19 protein-coding genes are annotated in these 22,237 nt (G+C 51.7%); 14 read left to right on the top strand and 5 right to left on the bottom strand.

Going from position 1 to position 22,237, the window contains the following annotated elements; genetic code table 11:
* Window positions 1-47: 47 nt before the first annotated feature.
* A complete protein-coding gene (locus tag BLR73_RS09940; protein WP_091861635.1) occupies window positions 48-944 on the top strand; it encodes a cation diffusion facilitator family transporter in 897 nt (298 codons plus the stop codon).
* Here the strand turns inward: BLR73_RS09940 and BLR73_RS09935 are convergent.
* Complete coding sequence (locus BLR73_RS09935) at window positions 931-1,698, bottom strand: amidohydrolase (protein WP_091861632.1); 768 nt, start codon at window positions 1,696-1,698, stop codon at window positions 931-933. The genes BLR73_RS09940 and BLR73_RS09935 overlap by 14 nt on opposite strands.
* A 120-nt stretch (window positions 1,699-1,818) precedes the next feature.
* Between BLR73_RS09935 and BLR73_RS09930 the strand changes: the two genes are divergently transcribed.
* The 5 genes from BLR73_RS09930 to rpiB all read left to right on the top strand — a co-directional run bounded on the left by BLR73_RS09930 (window position 1,819) and on the right by rpiB (window position 9,193).
* Window positions 1,819-3,129 (top strand): histidine-type phosphatase, encoded by a 1,311-nt coding sequence (locus tag BLR73_RS09930; protein WP_091861629.1) that lies wholly within the window; start codon window positions 1,819-1,821, stop codon window positions 3,127-3,129.
* The gene (locus BLR73_RS09925) at window positions 3,113-3,937 is read left to right on the top strand and encodes an ROK family protein (RefSeq protein ID WP_091861626.1); all 825 of its coding nucleotides are present in this window, start codon (window positions 3,113-3,115) and stop codon (window positions 3,935-3,937) included. Before BLR73_RS09930 ends, BLR73_RS09925 begins: the two co-directional genes overlap by 17 nt.
* A gap of 114 nt (window positions 3,938-4,051) precedes the next feature.
* A complete protein-coding gene (locus BLR73_RS09920; RefSeq protein ID WP_091861623.1) occupies window positions 4,052-6,514 on the top strand; it encodes a glycoside hydrolase family 2 protein in 2,463 nt (820 codons plus the stop codon).
* A 120-nt stretch (window positions 6,515-6,634) separates the two neighbouring features.
* Window positions 6,635-8,647: a transketolase family protein gene (locus BLR73_RS09915; protein WP_091861621.1), complete on the top strand. Its 2,013-nt coding sequence runs from the start codon at window positions 6,635-6,637 to the stop codon at window positions 8,645-8,647.
* Between the two features lie 102 nt (window positions 8,648-8,749).
* Window positions 8,750-9,193, top strand: a complete 444-nt coding sequence (rpiB, locus tag BLR73_RS09910) for a ribose 5-phosphate isomerase B (RefSeq protein WP_013064281.1) — start codon at window positions 8,750-8,752, stop codon at window positions 9,191-9,193.
* Between the two features lie 105 nt (window positions 9,194-9,298).
* Here the strand turns inward: rpiB and BLR73_RS09905 are convergent, their stop codons facing one another.
* Entirely contained in the window at window positions 9,299-10,432 is a 1,134-nt protein-coding gene (locus BLR73_RS09905; protein WP_091861618.1) for an MltF family protein, read from the bottom strand.
* A gap of 118 nt (window positions 10,433-10,550) precedes the next feature.
* On the opposite strand from BLR73_RS09905, the gene hisG reads away from it, so the two are divergent.
* Genes hisG through hisC form a run of 4 tightly spaced genes read left to right on the top strand, consistent with a single transcriptional unit; the run spans window position 10,551 to window position 14,180 of the window.
* Window positions 10,551-11,402 (top strand): ATP phosphoribosyltransferase, encoded by an 852-nt coding sequence (gene hisG / locus BLR73_RS09900; protein WP_091861615.1) that lies wholly within the window; start codon window positions 10,551-10,553, stop codon window positions 11,400-11,402.
* Window positions 11,403-11,440: 38 nt separating this feature from the next.
* A complete protein-coding gene (hisD, locus tag BLR73_RS09895) occupies window positions 11,441-12,733 on the top strand; it encodes a histidinol dehydrogenase (protein WP_033151402.1) in 1,293 nt (430 codons plus the stop codon).
* A gap of 21 nt (window positions 12,734-12,754) precedes the next feature.
* Window positions 12,755-13,117 carry a four helix bundle protein gene (locus BLR73_RS09890; RefSeq protein ID WP_091861612.1) on the top strand — a complete coding sequence of 121 codons (363 nt, stop codon included), beginning with the start codon at window positions 12,755-12,757 and terminating at the stop codon, window positions 13,115-13,117.
* Between the two features lie 13 nt (window positions 13,118-13,130).
* The gene (gene hisC, locus BLR73_RS09885; protein WP_091861609.1) at window positions 13,131-14,180 is read left to right on the top strand and encodes a histidinol-phosphate transaminase; all 1,050 of its coding nucleotides are present in this window, start codon (window positions 13,131-13,133) and stop codon (window positions 14,178-14,180) included.
* 63 nt (window positions 14,181-14,243) lie between these two features.
* Here hisC and BLR73_RS09880 read toward each other — a convergent pair whose 3' ends face one another.
* Window positions 14,244-15,080: a leucine-rich repeat protein gene (locus BLR73_RS09880; RefSeq protein WP_041385546.1), complete on the bottom strand. Its 837-nt coding sequence runs from the start codon at window positions 15,078-15,080 to the stop codon at window positions 14,244-14,246.
* Between the two features lie 72 nt (window positions 15,081-15,152).
* Here BLR73_RS09880 and BLR73_RS09875 point away from each other — a divergent pair, with 72 nt between their 5' ends.
* Window positions 15,153-16,025, top strand: coding sequence for a sigma-70 family RNA polymerase sigma factor (locus tag BLR73_RS09875; protein WP_091861607.1), 873 nt, complete (start codon window positions 15,153-15,155; stop codon window positions 16,023-16,025).
* Between the two features lie 32 nt (window positions 16,026-16,057).
* On the opposite strand, the gene BLR73_RS09870 is transcribed toward BLR73_RS09875, so the two are convergent.
* Together BLR73_RS09870 and BLR73_RS09865 are read right to left on the bottom strand one after the other, a co-directional pair.
* Window positions 16,058-16,762, bottom strand: a complete 705-nt coding sequence (locus BLR73_RS09870; RefSeq protein WP_091861604.1) for a nucleoside 2-deoxyribosyltransferase domain-containing protein — start codon at window positions 16,760-16,762, stop codon at window positions 16,058-16,060.
* Between the two features lie 6 nt (window positions 16,763-16,768).
* Complete coding sequence (locus tag BLR73_RS09865) at window positions 16,769-18,415, bottom strand: YqiA/YcfP family alpha/beta fold hydrolase (protein ID WP_091861603.1); 1,647 nt, start codon at window positions 18,413-18,415, stop codon at window positions 16,769-16,771.
* Between the two features lie 138 nt (window positions 18,416-18,553).
* Here BLR73_RS09865 and BLR73_RS09860 point away from each other — a divergent pair, with 138 nt between their 5' ends.
* The 3 genes from BLR73_RS09860 (at window position 18,554) to BLR73_RS14625 (ending at window position 22,236) form a co-directional block, all read left to right on the top strand.
* The gene (locus BLR73_RS09860) at window positions 18,554-19,162 is read left to right on the top strand and encodes a hypothetical protein (protein WP_091861601.1); all 609 of its coding nucleotides are present in this window, start codon (window positions 18,554-18,556) and stop codon (window positions 19,160-19,162) included.
* A gap of 8 nt (window positions 19,163-19,170) precedes the next feature.
* Window positions 19,171-19,788, top strand: coding sequence for an NADAR family protein (locus tag BLR73_RS09855; RefSeq protein ID WP_013063190.1), 618 nt, complete (start codon window positions 19,171-19,173; stop codon window positions 19,786-19,788).
* A 93-nt stretch (window positions 19,789-19,881) separates the two neighbouring features.
* On the top strand, window positions 19,882-22,236 hold the full coding sequence (locus BLR73_RS14625; protein ID WP_233456458.1) for an ADP-ribosylglycohydrolase family protein: 2,355 nt from the start codon (window positions 19,882-19,884) through the stop codon (window positions 22,234-22,236).
* The last annotated feature ends 1 nt before the right edge of the window (window position 22,237 follow it).

The following is a 22,237-nucleotide window of genomic DNA, read 5'->3' as shown; positions in this document are numbered from 1 at the left end:
GCAGTTTTTTTTGCTATTTGCTATCAATTTACTACTTTTGCACTACAATGGAAAGAAATAAAGAGATATATAAGGTAACAATGGTTGGTGGCGCCGTGAATGTGGTGCTCCTGCTGTTTAAGTTTGTGGCGGGCATTGCGGGACATAGTGCGGCAATGATTGCCGATGCGGTGCACTCGCTATCCGACTTTGTCACAGATATCATCGTGCTGGTGTTTGTGCGCATCAGCGGCAAACCTACCGACAAATCGCACGAGTACGGGCATGGTAAATACGAAACGCTGGCCACCACACTGATTGGGTTGGCACTACTGATAGTAGCTGTAGGCATTGTGTACAGCGCACTCACCAAGATTATCGCTTGGGCACATGGCGAACCCTTAAAAGCCCCAGGCATGCTGGCGCTATGGGCTGCACTTCTTTCGATTATTCTGAAAGAGGCGGTGTTCCACTACTCGATGGTGCAGGCCCGCAAACTCAAGTCGCAGGCAGTAGAGGCCAACGCCTGGCACCACCGCAGCGATGCCCTGTCGAGTATAGGCACAGCCATCGGCATTGGTGGCGCCATCTTCTTAGGTGAACGATGGACGGTGCTCGATCCCATGGCAGGTATCATCGTGGGCCTATTTATTATTAAGGTGGCGATAGACCTGCTGCGTAATGGCATTGGCGACCTGATGGAGCATTCGCTGCCCGATGAGGTTGAGAGCGAGATTCTGCAGCTGGCAGGATCGATACCTGGCGTTACAGAGCCACACGATCTGCACACGCGCCGAATAGGCAATCATTACGCCATAGAACTGCACATACTGATGGACGACGACATCAGTTTGCGCGAGGCTCACAACAAAAGCGAAGAAGTGGAGAATATCCTACGCGAACACTACGGCAAGGAAACCCACATATCGGTACACGTAGAACCCAAAAGCATCAGAGAACATTAAACTTGTCGGCATCGTCCAGCACAGGGAACTTCTTACGGAAACGCTGCAGCTGTTCCATGTCGAGTTCAACGGTAGCAATACCCTCCTCACCATCGGCACACTGGGCGATGGTGCGGCCATAGGCATCAATCACCACCGAGCCACCAATATACTTACAAGCGGCATCGCTACCCACACGGTTCACGCCTATCACATAGCACTGATTCTCGATGGCACGTGCCTTCAGCAGCGTTTGCCAGGCATCCTGACGCTGTTCGGGCCAGTTGGCTACATAGATGATGGCGTCGTAATCGCCACGCGAACGCGAAAACACCGGGAATCGCAAATCGTAGCACACCTGCAGCAGGAAACGCACACCACCCCACTCTGCTATCACACGGCGATCGCCTGGCACGTAATCCTTGGTTTCGCCGGCAAACGTAAACAGATGGCGCTTATCGTAATACTCGTCCTTGCCATCGGGGCGAACAAAATACAAACGGTTACGCAGCTGTCCAGCGTCATCCTTAGTAGCCACACTTCCTACAACGGCAGCATCATACAGAAACCCCTTGGTCCCCATCCACTGCAAAATATCATAACCCGTATAATCCGAGCCTCCTACACCGCCCTCGGGCATAAAGCCTGTGGCAAAGGTTTCAGGCAGCACAAACATATCAGCATCCGGATGCTGATCTATCAACGTTTCAAGATGCTCCAGATTCTCAGAAAAATCGTTGCTACGTATATCGTGTTGTACAATCGCTATCTTCATAATCTTTATACCTTATTAATATAATGTGGCGGCAAAGATACAAAAAAAACTAAAAAAATGCACCACCTTATAGAAAAATAATGTATATTTGCGCCACAAATCAACTATTCAAAACAGTTTATGAATCATTTAAAACAAACCTTTATCTGTGCTTTTACAGCTACGATGCTCTGTGCGCCCATGCAGGCCCAGACATCAAAGGCCGAACTGTTGGCTAACATGGAGTTGGCTACCGGCAACTATTGCAATTACCCCCTGCCCAAGGGAACAGTAACGCCTGCACCTGCAGGTTACGAACCATTCTACGTGAGTCATTACGGCCGTCACGGTGCCCGTTATATGACGGACGACGATGCCTACAAATACGTGATTGGCAAGATGGATACCGCCCAGGCGCGCGGCTGGCTTACACCCAAAGGCGTAGAAGTGCTGCAACGTGTAAAACTGGCTGCTGCCGATGCATGGCATCGCGATGGCGACCTGACTAAGCTGGGTGCCCGACAGCATCAGGGCATAGCCCACCGACTGGCTACCAACTACCCACAACTGCTGATGCAGCCCGTTGAGGTAAAAGCCAACTCATCAACCGTTCGTCGCTGCATGCTCTCGATGGCCAACTTCTGTCAGGAACTGAAGAGCATGAATCCAAAGCTCAGCATCACAATGGATGCCAGCGAACACGATATGTACTACCTGATACCCAACGACAGTATTTTCATCCCCAAGAAAGGTATCGACGGACATCTGTACGACAAGCTGGACAAGTTCCGCCACGAAAAGCTGAACGGACGCTACCAGATGCAGATGCTGTTTAAGGATCCCAAACAACTGGAAGGATTTGTGGATGGCTACAAGCTGGCTGATGGCTTATGGAACATCGCCTCGAACATGCATTGTCTGCCCGAGTTGAATCTGTCGTTCAACGACCTGTTTACCACCGACGAACTTATCGACGGCTTTTATGTTTACAATGCCAGCTGGTGCCTGTGGGAGGGATTGATGCCTGGTTCGCGCCCCAACTACTACGCCATCTATCCGCTGCTGAAGAACGTCCTCGACGAGGCCGACCTCATGATAGCTTCGGGTAAAAAACAGGTGCGCCTGCGCTTCGGTCACGACAGCGTGCTGCTACCTTTCTCATATATATTAGGTGTGAAAGAGGCTCTGGGTGGCACGCAGGATATGGAGAATCTGCATAATACATTTGCCCTGTTCCGACTCATCCCCATGGCAGGTAACGTGCAGCTTATCTTCTTCCGCAAGCAGGGCTCGGATGATATCCTGGTTAAATTCCTGATGAACGAGAACGAGACATCCATCCCCATCCCAACCGACTGCTACCCCTTCTACCATTGGAAGGATGTTTCGGCCTATTATCGTAACATTTTGAAACAAGCAAACGTAACCTATAAAGATGAAAATAGCGATTGATTTAGGCGGTACCAACATGCGTGTTGGACTGACCGATGGCGCCACGGTGGTTGATACCGTGATAGAGCCCTGCCCCGCACAGGAGCCCGAGGAGGTGGTGCTTGCCCAACTGAAGCGACAGATAGCCCAGCTGATGCGCCCCGAGGTAACGGGCATTGGTGTGGGTGTGCCTTCGGTGGTAGATTGCCAGCAGGGCATCGTATATAATGTGGCTAATATCCCCTCGTGGCAGGAGGTACATCTGAAAGAGATTCTCGAAAGCGAGTTTGGTGTGCCCGTAGCCGTTAACAACGATGCCAACTGCTTTGCCTTGGGTGCCTGGCGCTATGGCGAGGGTAAGGGCACACAGAATATGGTGGGCCTGACGATAGGTACCGGCATTGGCGCAGGTATCATCATCGATGGCAAGCTGTATAACGGTGTGAACACGGGGGCTGGCGAGATAGGTTCGCTGCCCTATCTGGATGCCGACTACGAGTTTTACTGCAGTAGCCGATTCTTCAGTAAGCTGCATGGCGACACAGGTGCTAACTTTGCCAAGCTGGCTTTGGCTGGCGACAAGGAGGCGCTGGCTGTGTGGCAGGAGTTTGGCACGCATGTGGGCAACCTGATGAAGGCGGTGCTGTTTACCTATGCCCCCGAAGCCATCATCATCGGTGGCGGCATAGCCAACGCATTTGCACTTTACGAAGCGCCCATGCGCCAACAACTCAGCACCTTCCCCTACCCCGAGAACGTAGCTGCCACCCGCATCCAGCCATCAACCTTACCAAACGCTGCCATGCTGGGAGCCGCAGCTTTACATTAAACATTAAACATTAAACATTAACATTAAAGGCTGCGATTAAGCGAGAACAGAGCCAAGCTTGCTTGGGCTTTGTCGAGCGTGAGCAGGCTCAATACGAAGTATTAACATTAAAATATGAAACTTAAAACTATTTTGGCGGCGGGGATGCTGGCGGTAGTGGCTGCTGCATGTACCGAGCATAAGACATTGGATATGAACTGGGAGGTAGAAACACCCGATGGTTGGATACCAGCCCAAGTGCCTGGCACCCTGATGGGTACGCTCACTGCCAACGGCATAGAACCCGAGGCACTTACTGCCGACGACTATGCCAGGATTAACAAAACACAGTTTGATAAAAGCTGGAAGTACCGCACCACTTTCGATCTGCAACCACTCAACGAGGGCGAACATGCGGTGCTGAACTTCGATGGTATCAGCTACCGCGCCAACGTATGGCTTAACGGCAAGCAGATAGCCAACAGCAAGGAGATGTACGGCGCGTTCCGACAGTTTGAGTTTGATGTAACCAACGAGATTGCCAAACAAAACAAGCTGGAGGTTGAGGTGTTTCGTGCACAGCCCGGCGAACCCAACATCGGTTTTGCCGACTGGAACCCGCGCCCTGCCGACGAGAACATGGGTATCTACCGCGAGGTGCGTGTAAAAACCTGCGGCAATGTGGCCCTGTCGCACTCAGCCGTACGTTCGCGTGTAAACACCGAAACGCTGAACGAGGCCTGGCTCACCATCGCCACCGAACTGCGTAACCTGTCGGACAAGCCCGTCGAAGGCACCGTGCAGGGTACTGCCGACGGACAGAAGTTCAACTACCGCGTAAGTCTGGCTCCTGGCGAGAAGAAACGCTTTGTAAGTCCCACCGAAATACATATCAACAAGCCCAAATTGTGGTGGTGCCACAACATGGGCAAGCCCGAACTGTGTGATTTGCACATTGAGTTTGCCGAGGACCACAAAATTTCGGATTTCGAAGATGTGCGATTTGGTATTCGCGAGATAAAAAGCTACCTCACCGACGACGGTTACCGCGCCTTTTCGCTGAATGGTCAGCCCGTGCTGCTGCGTGGTGCCGGTTGGACCGATGATATCTACCTGCGCGACACACCCGAGAGTAATCGCCAGCAACTGGAGTATGTGCGCGACATGAATATGAACACCGTGCGCCTGGAGGGTTTCTGGGGCACCTCGCAGAACCTGTACGACCTGTGCGACGAGCTGGGACTCTTTATCCTGGTGGGCTGGAGCTGCCACTGGGAGTGGGAGGACTATATCGGCTCGCCCTGCGACGAGCTGTACGGCGGCATACTGAGCCCAGAGAATATCGACCTGATAGCCCGTTCGTTCGAGGATCAGGTGATGTGGCTGCGCTATCACCCATCCATCATCGGCTGGTTTGTAGGTAGCGACATGCTGCCCAAGCCCGAACTGGAGAAAAAATATCAGCAGTTCCTGAGCACCGAGGACGATCGCCAGTACCTGATTTCGGCCAAGGATCAGACGAGCGAGATTTCAGGTCCGTCGGGAACCAAGATGGCCGGTCCGTACGAGTATGTGGGTCCCAGCTACTGGTATCTGCCAGATGCTCCTGGAGGCGCATTCGGATTCAATACTGAGACGGGTATCGGCGCCCAGTTGCCTGTAAAAGAGTCGCTGCAGAAGATGTTAGGCCCCAACCTCTTCCCCATCGACCAGCGCTGGAACATCCTGTGTACCGCATCGGGCAGCGACATGAACTCGCTGAAACAGCTGAACGAGGTGATTCGCAACCGCTTTAGCGAGGCCAAGGATATCGACGAGTACCTGCGCCGTGCCGACATGCTGAACTACGAGAGCACCAAGGCAATGTTCGAGAGTTTCCGAGTAAGATTGCCCCACACCACAGGCATCATCCAGTGGATGCTGAACAGCTCACGCCCAGGCATTTACTGGCAGTTGTACGACTACTACAAGCAGCCCAATGCCGCCTACTACGGTGTAAAGAAAGCCAACGCCCCTGTGCAGCTGATTTACGACTACTACACCAAGGCCGTGTATGCCGTTAACGAGACGCTGCACCCCACCAAGGCCACAGCCCGCATGCAACTGCTGAGAGGCGACAAGAGCACCGACGACAGCCAGGAGATTGAGATAGCCCCCGGCATGGTAACCAAGGTGTTTGATATCGATATGGCCCAGGCCCCTGCCGCCTTCCTGCTGCTGAAGCTGGGCGACGACATCACCAACGAGTATTTTATTGTAAGCGAGAAGGATACGTACGATTGGGACAAGACCACCTGGGTACACACCCCTATCACCAAGTACGCCTCGTATGCCATGCTCGACAGCCTGTGTACCACCGATGTGAAGCTGACTACCACTCCCACCAACGATGGCTACCAGGTACAAGTAAGCAATCCTACCGACAAGGTGGCATTTATGATTCGCTTAACAGCCAAGAACCAGGGCGAGCTGATTTGCCCAGCCTACTGGAGCGACAACTACCTGACTCTGGCCCCAGGCGAGACACGTACCGTTACCTGCCGAATGCCATCCTTGACTGACAAAACTAAGGTTGAGATAGGAGTTTCCAAGCAATAAGTGTAAAATTACAATAATTTTTTGCTCCAAATCAAATAATTATTCCGAAACCGTGATTTGTTTCGGAATAATTTTGTATCTTTGCCCCCAAATTTAACGTTTTTCAATTAATTATTCATTATGAACGACAACAAAGTTATGAACATGGCAGCGGATAATATCCGTATCCTTGCTGCTTCGATGGTTGAGAAGGCTAAGTCGGGACACCCCGGCGGTGCTATGGGCGGTGCTGATTTCATCAACACCCTTTACAGTGAGTTCCTGGTTTACGATCCCGAGAATCCCGCATGGGAGGGTCGCGACCGTTTCTTCCTCGATCCAGGTCACATGGCTCCAATGCTGTACAGCCAGCTCGCTCTGATCGGCAAGTACACACTCGAGGATCTGAAGAACCTGCGCCAGTGGGGTTCAGTAACTCCAGGTCACCCCGAGCGCGAGATTGAGCGCGGCATCGAGAACACCTCTGGTCCTCTCGGTCAGGGTCACTGTTTCGCAGTAGGTGCTGCCATCGCCGCTAAGTTCCTGAAGGCTCGTCTGGGCAACGTCATGAACCAGACTATCTACGCCTACATCTCTGACGGTGGTGTACAGGAGGAGATTTCACAGGGTGCTGGTCGTATCGCTGGTAACCTGGGACTCGACAACCTCATCATGTTCTACGACGCTAACGATATTCAGCTCTCTACCAAGACCGAGGTGGTTACCTGCGAGGATACCGCCAAGAAGTACGAGGCATGGGGCTGGTTTGTACAGAAGATTAACGGTAACGATGTTGACCAGATTCGCGAGGCCATCAAGAAGGCTCAGGCCGAGAAGGATCGCCCATCACTCATCATCGGTCACTGTGTAATGGGTAAGGGTGCCCGTAAGGCTGACAACAGCTCATACGAGAGCAACTGCGCTACTCACGGTGCTCCTCTCGGTGGCGATGCTTACATCAACACCATGAAGAACCTGGGTGCCGATCCCGAGAACCCATTCCAGATCTTCCCCGAGGTTCAGGAGATGTACGCAAAGCGTGCCGAGGAGCTGAAGAAGATTGTAGCTGAGCGCTATGCCGAGAAGGCTGAGTGGGCTAAGGGTCACCCCGTACAGGCCAAGCAGCTCGAGGAGTGGTTCAGCGGCAAGGCTCCTGTTATCGACTGGAGCAAGGTTGAGCAGAAGGCAGGTGCTGCTACACGTGGTGCCAGCGCTACTGTTCTGGGCGCTCTCGCTGAGCAGGTTCCCAACATGATTTGTGCATCAGCCGACCTGAGCAACTCAGATAAGACCGACGGTTTCTTGAAGAAGACTCACGACCTGGTTCGTGGCGACTTCAGCGGTGCCTTCTTCGAGGCTGGTGTAGCCGAGCTCACCATGGCTTGCTGCTGCATTGGTATGGCTCTGCACGGTGGTGTTATCCCCGCTTGCGGTACCTTCTTTGTATTCTCTGATTACATGAAGCCCGCCGTACGTATGGCTGCCCTCATGGAGCTGCCTGTTAAGTTCATCTGGACTCACGATGCCTTCCGCGTAGGTGAGGATGGTCCTACCCACGAGCCTGTTGAGCAGGAGGCACAGATCCGTCTGATGGAGAAGCTGAAGAACCACCACGGTAAGAACTCTGTATTGGTAGTTCGTCCTGCCGATGCCGAGGAGACCACCGTTTGCTGGCGCATGGCTATGGAGAATGTTGATACTCCTACAGCTCTTATCTTCTCTCGTCAGAATATCGACATGCTGCCCGAGGGCAACGACTACAACCAGGCCACCAAGGGTGCTTACGTTGTAGCTGGTAGCGATGAGAAGTTCGATGTAATCCTGTTGGCTTCAGGTTCCGAGGTTTCTACCCTCGAGGCTGGTGCTAAGCTGCTCCGCGAGGATGGCGTTAAGGTTCGCGTGGTTAGCGTTCCTTCTGAGGGATTGTTCCGCAGCCAGAGCAAGGAGTATCAGCAGAGCGTACTGCCCGCAGGTGTTAAGAAGTTCGGTCTCACCGCTGGTCTGCCCGTTAACCTCGAGGGTCTGGTAGGTGCCGACGGTACCGTATGGGGTCTGGAGAGCTTCGGTTTCTCAGCTCCTTACAAGGTGCTCGACGAGAAGCTCGGCTTCACCGGCGAGAATGTTTACAAGCAGGTTAAGAAATTGCTTGCTTAATTAATAATCTGGCACGAATTTCGCGAATTAACACGAATTATTTTACTCATTGCTAGTAAAATTCGTGAAATTCGTGTAATTCGTGCCTTAAATTTTAAGACTATGGAAGTAAAGACAGTTGGAGTTGCTTGCGATCACGCAGGCTTCGCTTTAAAGCAGTTTGTGCTCCAGTACCTGGAGGAGAAGGGTTACCCCGTTAAGGACTATGGTACATGGAGCGATGCCAGTGTAGACTATCCCGATTTCGGACACGCACTGGCCGAGGGTATCGAGAGTGGCGAGGTTTATCCCGGTATTGCCATCTGTGGCAGTGGCGAGGGTATCTCAATCACCCTGAACAAGCACCAGCAGGTGCGCGCCGGATTGTGCTGGATTCCCGAGATTGCACATCTCATCCGTCAGCACAACGATGCCAACGTACTGGTAATGCCAGGCCGTTTCATCGACAATAACATGGCTCGCAAGATTATGGACGAGTTCTTCACCGCAACCTTCGAAGGTGGCCGCCACCAGAAGCGCGTGGACAAGATTCCCGTACAGAAATAATATTTTTAGGCACGGATTAACACGGCTTTTTTATAAAAAAGACACGGCTTTAGCATTGCAACTATAGCCGTGTCTTTAATTTATTAAAGCCGTGTTAATCCGTGCCTAAATCTTTATGTCGTACTTATTCTTTCGTTGTTCGGCTTTGCGGGGCTTGCCTACTCCGTGGAATCCCATGTGAGGCGATTTCACACCCTGATAGCCAGCATGGCGCTGACGGATTCGCTGCACGTAATCCACCGTCTCCGAACCACGCATATAACCATATTTTACGATGGGGTCGTTATAATAGCGGGGCTGACTCAGCTTCAGCACATAAGGCGCCACCTCGCTCCAGCGGTGTGGGTTGCGGCCGTCGCGCTTAGCCAGGTTCATGGCATCACGAATATGGTGCGCACCACCGTTATAGCTGGCCAGCACAAAATTGGTGCGCTCATACTGGTCGCGCACATCCGAGAACGTGTTCTGCAACTGTCCGATATATTTCACCGCCGCACGTATGTTCGTCTCAGGCTCGTACAACTGACTGCGTGACACGCCCAGATGGTCGGCTGTGCCAGGCATAATCTGCATCAGTCCCTTGGCACCCACAAACGATACGGCACGCGGGTCGAAAGTCGACTCCTGATAACACTGGGCAGCCAGCAGTCGCCAGTCCCAGCGTATGTCGCGGGCATACGTCATAAAATAACCGTCGTAATGCGAGATAATGCCGCCCTTGGCATCCAGCATGGGCGAGAAAATGCGGCGATGCACCTTACGCACCGTCAGCAGGTCGTTCTCCTCCTTCTGCACAGCCGCTATCAGCTCCGGGCGATACCAGCCCTGCAGCTCCTTAGCCAGGTCGTTCTTAGCAGTATCGGCACTGATATGTCCCGGTGTGGGCCAGGCCACAATGTCCACCTCGCCATCGGCAAAACGTTTTACTAACTCCATACTGTCGCGGCACACCTCTACACGCAGGCGCACACCCAGCGAGTCGGCAAATCGCTGACAAATCAGGAACTGCGTGCCCAGACTCTTACCATGATACTCATAGTACGTATGCGGACCGCTCACCGTGGCCATAATCAGCTCGCCACTAGTCTGGATATCATGCAGATCAAACTCGTCGGATACCGAAACGGTATCATCTATCACGCCCCAGGGTGCCACAATGGGTTCGTGCTTCTTTTCGAAACACGATACCAGCGATAGCAAAACCGCCCCAAAACCGACATATTTATACCATTTTCGCATCAATCTGCACCATTTTGTTAGTAAAAACGGTGCAAAGGTACTACTTTTTGGTCAGTAATGACACTTATTTCGCGAAAAAGTTGTAATTTTGCACCCGATATTTTTTAGATTTAACGATATGTTAAGAATTGCAGTACAATCAAAAGGACGTCTTTTCGAGGACACCATGAACCTGTTGTCAGAGGCTGACATCAAGGTTAGTGCCTCAAAACGCACCTTGCTGGTGCAGTCGTCCAACTTTCCGCTGGAGGTTCTTTACCTCCGCGATGATGACATCCCACAGAGTGTAGCCAGTGGAGTGGCTGACATCGGTGTAGTGGGCGAAAACGAGTTTGTTGAGCGTGGCGAAGATGCTGATATCATCTCACGTCTCGGCTTCTCAAAATGCCGCCTCTCGCTGGCCATTCCCAAAGAGATCGACTACAAGGGAGTAGAGTGGTTCAACGGCAAGAAGATTGCCACCAGCTACCCCGAAATCCTTCGACATTTCCTTGAGCAGCATCATATCCATGCCGAAATCCATGTCATCACAGGTAGCGTAGAAATCAGCCCGGGCATTGGTCTGGCCGATGCTATCTTTGATATCGTTTCATCAGGCTCTACCCTGGTGAGCAATAATCTGCGCGAAGTTGAGATTGTAATGCAGAGTGAGGCTCTGCTGATTGGCAACAAGCAGATGAGCGACGAGAAGAAAGCCATCCTCGAGCAGATGCTGTTCCGCTTTAAGGCCGTAAAGGATGCCGAGGACAAGAAGTATGTACGTATGAACGCCCCCAAGGCCCGCCTGCAGGAGATTATCAATGTGCTGCCAGGCCTGAAGAGCCCCACCATCATCCCTCTGGCCGATGAGGAGTGGTGCTCGGTTCACACCGTACTCGACCAGAAGCAGTTCTGGGAGATTATTGGCAAACTCAAGGAAATGGGCGCCCAGGGCATCCTGGTTACCCCCATTGAAAAGATGATTCTTTGAGATTAAACATTAAAGATTAAACATTAAATTTCAGTTTAATGATTATAATACGAAACCCTCAAAGAAGCGAGTGGGCAAAGATTGTAGAGCGTCCGCACTTGGATGTTTCGCAGCTCAACGACACCGTAGCATCGGTATTGGCCGACGTAAAGAAACGCGGCGATGATGCCGTAAAGGGCTACGAGCTTAAGTTCGACCATGTTGATCTGCCCACACTGGCTGTATCCGAAGAGGAGATGAACGAAGCCGAAGCGCTGGTAAGTGCCGATTTGAAAGCAGCCATCCAGGTGGCTCACTACAATATCAAGACCTTCCACGAGTCGCAGCAGTTCAAGGGCAAGAAGATCGAGACACAGCCCGGCGTGGTTTGCTGGCAGAAGAGTGTAGCCATCCAGAAGGTTGGACTCTACATTCCCGGCGGCACCGCCCCACTCTTCTCTACCGTACTCATGCTGGCCACACCAGCTAAGATTGCAGGATGCGAGGAGATTGTGCTCTGCACCCCTCCAGGTCGCGATGGTAAGGTAAACCCCGCCATTCTGGTGGCAGCCCGCATTGCAGGTGTAAGCAAGATATTCAAGGCAGGTGGCGTGCAGGCCATCGGCGCTATGGCCTATGGTACCCAGAGCGTACCCAAGGTATATAAAATCTTCGGTCCCGGCAACCAGTATGTGATGGCCGCCAAGCAGCAGGTTAGCCTGCACGACGTAGCTATCGACATGCCCGCTGGTCCTTCCGAGGTATGTGTCATCGCCGATAAGCATGCCAACATCGAGTTTGTAGCAGCCGACTTGCTGTCGCAGGCCGAGCATGGTATCGACTCGCAGGTATTCCTCATCACCACCTCCGAGCAGGTCATCCTCGACGTACAGGCCGAGGTTAACCGTCAGCTGGATTTGCTGCCCCGTAAGGAGATGGCAGCCAAGGCACTCGACAACAGCCGTCTGGTACTGGTAAGCAGTCTTCAGGAGGCCATCGACCTCTCGAATGCCTATGCCCCCGAGCACCTCATTCTGCAGGTAAAGGATTATGCCAAGGTGGCTAATAAGGTAGTAAATGCAGGTAGCGTGTTCCTGGGCGAGTATGCCTGTGAGAGTGCAGGCGACTATGCCAGCGGTACCAATCACACCCTGCCCACACACGGTTATGCCACTGCCTACAGCGGTGTAAACCTCGACAGCTACTGCCGTAAGATTACTTTCCAGCATCTTACCGAGGACGGTATCCGCAGCATCGGTCGCGCCGTAGAACTCATGGCCGAAGCCGAACAGCTCGAAGCACACGCCAACGCTATGCGCGTACGCTTACGTACATTAAACATTAAAGATTAAACATTAAATTTCAGTATTTGTATGAAAGAGAATAATCAGATTGTCATTGATTCTAAGAATTACGCAATTAGGATTATCAAATTATACAAATACTTGAATGATGTTAAGAAAGAATTTGTTATGTCAAAACAGATTCTTAGAAGTGGTACGAGCATCGGAGCCAATATTAGCGAAAGTGTATTTGCACAAAGTAGGCAAGATTTTGTAAGCAAACTGAGCATTTCTTTAAAAGAAGCAAGCGAAACGAAATTCTGGCTTGAATTATTACACGAGACAGATTTCATCAGTGAAGCTCAGTTCAACTCTCTTAATGATGATAATAGTAAACTAATAGGAACATTAGTAAATATCATTAATTCGACAAAGAACAATAATAATGTTTAATGTTTAATGTTTAATGTTTAATCTAGAACGATTGACGAGAAGAAATATATGGAACTTAGCTCCATATAGTTCTGCGAGGAATGAGTACGCTGGCCGCGAGGCACGCGTGTTTCTCGATGCCAACGAGAACCCATACAACGCGCCTTATAACCGCTACCCCGACCCCTTGCAGCTGGAGCTCAAGGAGGCCATCGCCAAAGTAAAAGGCGTGCCTGCCCAGTGCATCTTCCTGGGCAACGGTAGCGACGAGGCCATCGACCTGCCCTATCGCTGTTTCTGCGAGCCAGGCGTGGATAATGTAGTGGCCATCGAGCCCACCTACGGTATGTATAAGGTGTGTGCCGATATCAACAACGTAGAGTATCGTCCCGTATTGCTCGACGAGCATTTCCAGGTAACTGCCGACGCACTGTTGGCTGCCACCGACGAGCATACCAAGATTATCTGGCTGTGCACCCCTAACAACCCCACCGGCAACTGCCTGAACCCCGAAGAGGTGGTTAAGGTGATTGAGAATTTCGACGGTCTGGTGATTGTCGATGAAGCTTACAGCGATTTCTCATCGCAGACGTCGTTCCGCCAGTGGGCCATGATCAATGGTCAATGGTCGCGCCCCAACCTGATAGTACTCAACACCATGTCGAAGGCATGGGGCTGTGCCGCTATCCGTCTGGGCATGGCATTCGCATCAGAAGGCATCATCGACATTTTTAATAAGGTGAAGTATCCCTACAATGTCAACCTGCTCACCCAGCAGCAGGCACTCAAGGCATTGCAAGACCCATTCGAAGTAGATGGTTGGGTAAAGATTCTGAAGGAGGAGCGCGGCCGCGTGATGCAGGCCTTCAGCATACTCCCTATCTGCGAGAAAATTTATCCTACGGATGCCAACTTCTTCCTGGCCAAGATGACCGATGCCACCGGTATCTACAACTATCTGGTGGATCAGGGCATCATTGTTCGCAACCGCAACCGCGTGCAGCTCTGTCAGAACTGTCTGCGCATCACCATCGGCACCAAGACCGAAAACAGCGAGTTGATTGCCGCCCTGCGTCAGTATTAATCTCAGGGTCGGCCCCTAAATACCAAAACACCCCGCCTCAACAAATTGAAGCAGGGTGTTTTTTTATTTTCTGATAACAATCCTTCCGCCACCGCGAGCAAAGATGCCGTCGCCTATCACACGTAGACTAGAGGGTGCCGAGACATGCACAAAATGCTCACAAACACCAAAGGCACACGAGCATATCGTCACCGTTCCGTCGGGAATCACATATTCGTTTTGGTCGAACCCCATCCTGGCATATAGCAGTCGTTTGCGGTCTTTGGTATACACCACATTATATTCATCTACATACACATCGTCTTCCTCATACCAAAACTCATCGTCGTTCATGTCGTCAGGCAGATAAGGTCTGTCCCAGAAACAGATAGCGCCGATGTCACCACCCAGCACGGCATCAAATTCTTCCTCTTTGCACGATACCGGGAAATAGATACACTGCAACTTGTCGCAATACAGGAAAGCCAGACGGTCAATACTCTCCGTGCCCTCCCTTACCTTATAGTTCCTGATGTTGGCACTCTTCAGCAGGCGCTTTTTGTCCTTGCTGTATACAGCACCGAAGTCGTCTACCCAGCCTTCTTCTATTTCCTTCTCCAGTTCTTCGCTGCGGATGCAGTTCTCTGGATAAGGCCACCTCCAGCATTTCAGTTTCAGTCCCTTTGGGGCATAACGCATACAGTCATCATTCGACAAACGACCTTCCCACGTCTCTATCGTAAATGGCACGTCCACCTCTTTCAGCTGTTTGCAACCCTTAAAGGCTTTCTCATCTATTTCCTCTACGCCTTCCCTGATGCGATAATGCGGCACATCTGGTGCCTTCAGCAGTATTCTGCCATCATCCGAGATGATAGCGCCGTCTTCATCATAGATGTTTTTGTATATCAACTTACTCATACGTATTACTTTTATTAAATATCTGTGGCAAATATACTATATTTATCACAAACATCCAAATTACTTATACATATGAGACATATAAAAATTAGCAAGAGTATTACTACACGCACCGAGGAATCACTCAACAAGTACCTCACCGACATCAGCCGTATTCCCATGATCACACCCGAACAAGAGGTAGAACTGGCCCAGACCATCCGCAAGGGAGGCCGGACGGGCGCCAAAGCCAAGGAGAAATTGGTAAATGCCAACCTACGCTTCGTTGTATCCGTAGCCAAACAGTACCAGCATCAGGGCATTCCCCTTATCGACCTTATCAGCGAAGGCAATGTGGGCCTCATCACTGCCGCCGACAAGTTCGACGAGACACGCGGATTCAAGTTCATCTCCTATGCCATCTGGTGGATCCGTCAGAGTATCCTTCAAGCCATCGCCGATTATAGCGGTATGGTGCGTCGCCCTCAGAGCCAGATTGCCATCAGCAACAAGATCAAGAATGCCACCAATGCATTCATGCTTAAGAATCAGCGCAACCCGTCGGCCGAGGAGCTCAGCGAGATTATCTCGCTCGAGATCGAGAAGATTGAGAAAGCTATTCAGAGCGAGGCTCATGTTGCCAGTATCGATGCGCCTATCTCCGACGACGATACCACGACTATGGCAGATTCCATCGCCTCTACTGCCGAATATGCCTCCGACCGCAAAGTCGACTACGAGTCGATGTGTAGCGATGTGATGCTGGTATTGGGTGCCGTCCTGAGCGAACGCGAGCGCACGATTGTTGTACAGAGTTTCGGCATAGGCTGCCCCGAACGTGGTCTCGACGATATCGGCAGCTCGATGGGACTCAGTCGCGAACGAGTACGCCAGATACGTGAACGCGGACTCGACAAGATCCGAAAGAGTAACATGTCGTACATCCTCCTGCGCCACGCAGGATAAACCTAAAAAAAATGAAGTAGGCTCTTACGGGCCTACTTCATTTTTATGTTACCATTCAGGAACGGCTTCCATTCTTCCGCCCCGAAATCCCCTTCCACATATACCGTATCGCCAGGCATCACCCGCTGGTTCCATTGTTCCATCAGCGTTTCGTTGCGGCAGGTATCGGGTTGCACCATCCTGCTCATTTTTGCCATTGGTCCGAAAGCCGGTCCAGGTATATGATGCTCCGTAACAACACGGGGCTTTTCCATCCACGCCTTCAGCTCCTTCATACATCCCTCCAGCGACGTGTGTATCTCCTTCACACCGTAATACTTAGCCATGCGTCGCAAGTGGTGAATACCAGCCATATCATCGCCATTCTCATTCTTGAACTCTGGGTCGATACCGATAATCACCTTATGCCCACGCGCCAGGTTCTCAGCCATCTCCAGTCGCGTGGTGATGGCATAGTATCGCCATGGCTTCATCGCTCTGGCCTGAGGCGGAATCCAGAACAGTATCACGTCGCACATACGCAGTCCGAACGTCTCCCAGTTCACCTGATAAGTACCTGTCACAAACCGATCTGTCTTTCGGGGATTCAGTAGTGTCAGGTTCTCAATACCCACTTGGGCAGCCACCTTGGGGGCCTGAGCCTGCCAAGATGGTGCACCATGCATCGGACCAGCCAGAAAGGCGGTCCATTGCTTCTTCTCTACCACAGGGGTAGGACTCTTAATTACTTCTATCATAGGCTGTTATACTAGTTTCTTAACCAGCGGCATCAGGTACTTCTCTATCTCATCATACTCCATCTTATGCCCTCCGGGGAAGGTATAGATATGGTTGTAGTGCTCAGCAAACACAGGTTTGCAATGCCCGTAGTCGGTATCCTTATCACCAAACAGACCGTAGCACAACTCGCGGTCGGCATCGGTGATGCCCTCGAACTGGCGCGCCTCCAGACGGCGATAGCCATCCTGAATCTCAGGCGTAATCACATACTTCTGCACCCCATCCTCGCGGTTCACCACGAACTGATGGCTACCCACCTTCACATCGGCATCGTTCGACATGTCGAGGGCAGGATTCACACAGATGCGCTTATAGCCCCTGAGCATCTGGGCATAGTAGCCACCCTGACTACAACCTATAATCAGGTCAGGTTTCTCCTTCTCACACAGGTCCTTCAGCATCTTCAGACACTCCTCCGCATCCACCGGACAGTCGGGTGTCAGCAGCTGCCAGTCGTCAGGCAGATACTGCAGGATACCCATCGACGTACGACTATAGCCAGCCGAAGCCGAACCATGCAGATACATCAGCTTCTTGGTGTAGTGAGGCATCTCCAGTGTGTCATCCTGCAGCTTGAAGGTCTCATCCGCATGAATCATACCTTTACTGCCCACGAATCCCACACTGTACGAAGCTATCTTCTGAGCCATCATCAGCACCTCCTTCACCGTCTGCTCCGTCATATCCTTCACCTTCAGCAGTCCCTTGCTGCAGAGTGCAGCAATCAAGGTCGACGAGGTCCAGTCGCCTGCACCCTCATAGTCCTGATAGTCAGGGTTCATGATGGGATCCAGCTTGATCCACTTACCACCACGCAACTTAAACTGGAGGCCCTCAGCCCCCATAGTCTGGATGAAGAGCTTGTCGGGGTAGTCATCAGCGAACGACAGGTCTTGAACCAGCTCTGCCGACATCTTCACCACATCGCTGGCCTCAACACAGCGCAGAAAAGCCCTCTTGGCTGCCTTTCTGGCCTTATCGTCCTTCAGCTTGTGACCATCCGAGTCACCCTCAAAGTACACCATAGTACCCTTCTCGCGCAACTGCTCAGCCAGTATTCTGTGGCCAGCCTGTGCGATGTCAAAGAAGAACACATCTGGAGTGAAGTCCAGCGATGCCACGAGTGCCTCTACCTCACCGCCCTTCGACGAGAGGTACTTTCTGCAAGGGCGTGCCGACATGCCAGTCCATGGCTTACCACCCGTAGAACCCTTATGACTCAGCGCAGGTTGTCCCTGGTCGTCCAGTTTGTGCATACATCTCAGGATAGTAGTACCGCCCGTGCGTGTGTTGCTCACGAATCTTACATCAGCCCCATAGGCCTTCATGTCGCGTTTCATCCGGTAGCCCTGTGGCGACATGTCCAGTTTGGCCACAGGGTAGGTCTTCACACCCAGGTAAGGCAACATGGTCATCACATTGCCACAAGTGTTACCAATCTCCATAGTCAGGATTCTCTCCTCGAACTTGTTGCGCTTGCCAGGAACAAATCCTTCAGGGTACTCACGACGCGTGATAATGTCGAACGAGTAGTTACCAGTTCCCATGCAGGTCTTCCCTGCAGTACCCTCCCTCAGAGAGTTTACCAAAGTCAAAATGTCATTATTCATACTTAGAGTTAATAAGATTACAGCGGCAAAGATACAAAAATCATGCCATTATTATCTCTAATTATACCTATAAATGTTTGGCTGGTTAACAAATATTGTATATCTTTGCAATCAGATAATAACCTATAACGATTTCATATGCAGACATTCTACCATGGCACATCAGTGCTTTTCGATCATTTCGACATCTCCCACGCCCTCGAAGGCGACGGCAAGGCTAAGTTCGGTTTTGGCACCTACGTTACCGAGGCTTACACCTCGGCAGCTCACTATGCCTATAACAAGAAGCGCCCTGAAAATAAGAACTATTACGTGTATACCCTTGAGATACCCGATATGACAGATGATAACCACCTGTTCTCTGTCCGTCCTGTCCACCCGTCCATCATCGAACGCACCGAGAAGGCGCTTGGCGAACAGGTGCCCGACGAAGCACGTAAAGTAGGAAAACTCTTCCGCAAATATGTTGGCAACCGTCTTACAGGCAAGACTGGCACCATAAAACAGCTCACCGACAAGGCCGATATCGATGCCGAGAAGGCTGCAGCCCGATTCTTTAGCGAGGTTGGTTTAGAGTATTTCGCCTGGCCCCAGGCCCAGAGTAAGCCCGACGGGCTCACCAACCGTGTCGTTCTCAACATCGACAAAATCCGTATCGTCCGTATCGACAAGGTTGAACTTGACCCCAAGCATTTCCAACTGATTCCTGGCTCCGAGAAAGAGGTTCCATTAGACAGCATTAAATAACCACGCATATGAGCCTGCACAATCAAATCAAACAATACTATCCCCAATACAGTGATATTCAGCACTACCCTGCTGATAAGTGTGCCTGCATCCGCAAGACTACTGAAGAATGGGGAATCTTTGGCAATTTCTTTTATGCCCCAATCATCGTTGAAGGCGTGACCATCGACTGTACCGAACGTCTCTTTCATCTGATGAAGTTCAATGCCAACGGCGAAGAAGGTATCAAAAGCGAGTATGCAGCAAAGCGAGGTATGGCGATAAAAATGCACATGAAGCCTATCTACAAATCCCATCCCGAGTGGTTACGTAACGACTGGGGGGCAATGGTAGTCGATGCCATGCGGTTCTGTCTCCAGACGAAATATGAGCAGTGTGAAGCATTCCGCAAAGAACTGGAGCGAAGCAAAGGCCTGTTCATTGTCGAGGACGAAACCAAACGCAACGAAAAGAAGAAAGCTGATGCCGACTCCTGGGGCACCAACCTTGTAGGCAACGAATACGTTGGCCCCAACCTTTTAGGCCGCCTGCTGATGGAACTTCGCGACAACGGCAAGTTGGAGTACCATCTCCCCGCCGACGCCTTCGCGTTCCTCCAGCACCTTCCTGTACATGTGAATAAATGAATAATTGAATAATTTTCTTATACGTATATTTTTTAGGCTATCGTGATTTGTTTTCCCGATATTTGAACCGCGAAACACAAATCACATAGCAGAATGACAACAAAACAAACAAACCTACTCCAACCAAAGACTCGTGGCGGCAAAGCGCTCATGAGTACGTTGCTCACCAACACTCGCGCGTATCTGGAACAAGCCGAACGTGCCGATACAGAACCTCTGCGCCAGTTCCTGTTCAGTAATCCAGAACGCCCTCTTATCGCCATGGGGCATGGTGGTGCCCATTCATCAGCCTCGTATGCCGCACTTCTCTACGGCGCTAACTGCGGTCTGGGACGTGTTGTAACACCGTACCTTGCCAACTCACTCTCCGACCAGACCTTGCGTAACTCAAAACTCCTGCTCGTCAGCACCTCGCTGAAGAATCAGGATGCCGTGTACATCGCCAACCGCATGATCCGCGTAAACCCGGAACATAGCTGCGCGCTCACCATGTCACGCGATGAGAATGCCATCATAAAACGCATGCTGCAATCCAATCCCAATAGTGTTATCCGCCACCACTTCGAACGCGACAAAGGATTCATCAGCGTCAACGGCACCTTTGCCTACTTCGCCTTATTATACAAGGCCTTCACTGGCGATGACGATTTCTCGCACAAGCTGGCACTATCTACCGATTCTGCCGATAATTACGTTTACCGCTGCGCGGATGAAACCATTGCCCCACCCGATCTTAGCCAGATATCACAATTCACCGTGCTGTTCGGCTCGTATGGCGAACCTGTAGCCCACAAGATGGAGAGCAACATGACCGAAGCCGGACTGGCCTCATGCGTCATCTCCGACTACCGCGACGAATGCCACGGACGATTCCTCGCACTTTCCAATTTCATCAGCAGCCCCAATCATCCACAGACCGACTGCGCCCTTGTGCTGTTGGTTACTCCACGCGAAGAGTCGGTATGTCGCAATCTGCTAAATCGCCTGCCAGGCCGTCTGCCGGTTGTTATCATCCGTACCGACATCGATACACCTCTAGGTAGCATCGACCTGCTCTACAAAATGAGCATATTCACCAGCGACTTTGGCGAGAAATACCGTCACTCCAATCCTAACGATCCCAACAACCTGGGCGGAATCGACAAACGCGTTTTCCGTGACCACGTACGTTTCCAGGACGATTTCGCACTCTATGGCCCACTCTCACTCAGTGCTGGAACACCCACCTATACCAATCGTTTCAGCCTCAATACCATCTGCAGTGGCATCGACGTGCTTGGTGTACGCTTTGGTAGTATCGACGCTGCCGCACTGATGGCCCAGTTCGACGACAGCCCTGAAGCTGCCAAGGAACAGGCCAAGATTATCGCGCCCGAGAACGGCTATCTCAACAACCCCAACCACATCGTCAGCGATTTCCTTACACATCGCTATGGTACGCCTCATTACCGCAAACAGGAACTCGACCGCGATGGTGCCAAGTGGTACACTGAGTGGCTCAAGTGGCTGCATGGCGAGCCTGCCGATGTCAGTCTGCTCAATAGCGCCTACATCAACTGGCTAGGCGGATACCTCCGTTTCACCCAGACTGCCGATGGTCGCATCACCGTCGAACGTGTGGAACGTTCTGCACCGGAACATCTCCCACAGACAGGTCTCATCGGTGGCATCTGTGGCGAAGTGTTCGGCTCTAAATACGAACTCGAGAAAGACAAGCAGAAAGTAAAGAAGCTCGCCGGCAAGAAGGACATGAAAGTGCTGAAGAGCATGACCTATACCGACGACACCATCCTCTCGCTCGCCATCGCCAAGTGGCTCTTGGACAATCCAGAACACTCCAAAGACTCGCTCATCGACCTCTTCCGTCACTTCGCCAACCGTTATCAGACATACTCATTCGGTAGGAAATTCCAGGAGTGGGTTAAGTCTTCCGATCGTGCACCTTATGGGGCCGGCAGTAACGGTAGCGCCATGCGCGTGGCCCCTGTGGCCTGGTATGCCCACCCGCTCGGCGAGTGTCTGGCCCTGGCCAAGACCACTGCCGAAGTAACCCACAACTCTCCTGAGGGAATCCGTGGTGCCCAGGCCGTAGCTGCTGCCATCTATCTCAATCGCACCGGCTCATCGAAAGACGAAATCCGTTCGTACATCTCACAGACCTTCGGCTACAATCTCCATCGAACCACCGACGAGATACGTCCTGACTATGCCTTCGAGACAGCCTGCGACAAGAGCGTGCCCGAGTCCATCATCTGCTTCCTCGAAGCAGAATCGTTCATGGACGCCGTCATCCGTGCCATTTCTCTGGGTGGCGACACCGACACCATGGCCTGCATCGCCGGCAACATCGCCGCCGCCACCATGCCCGTCCCCGAAGACGTCGCCCTGGCCTGCTACAACAAACTCCCCCAGGAACTCCGCGAAATCCTCAACAAGTGGAATACTTAAT

It is taken from the genome of Prevotella sp. khp1 (genome assembly GCF_900102205.1).
In the GTDB taxonomy this organism is placed as follows: Bacteria; Bacteroidota; Bacteroidia; order Bacteroidales; family Bacteroidaceae; genus Prevotella; species Prevotella ruminicola.
Note: the sequence above shows the minus strand (reverse complement) of the source record. Positions and strands in the feature narration are given on the sequence as shown.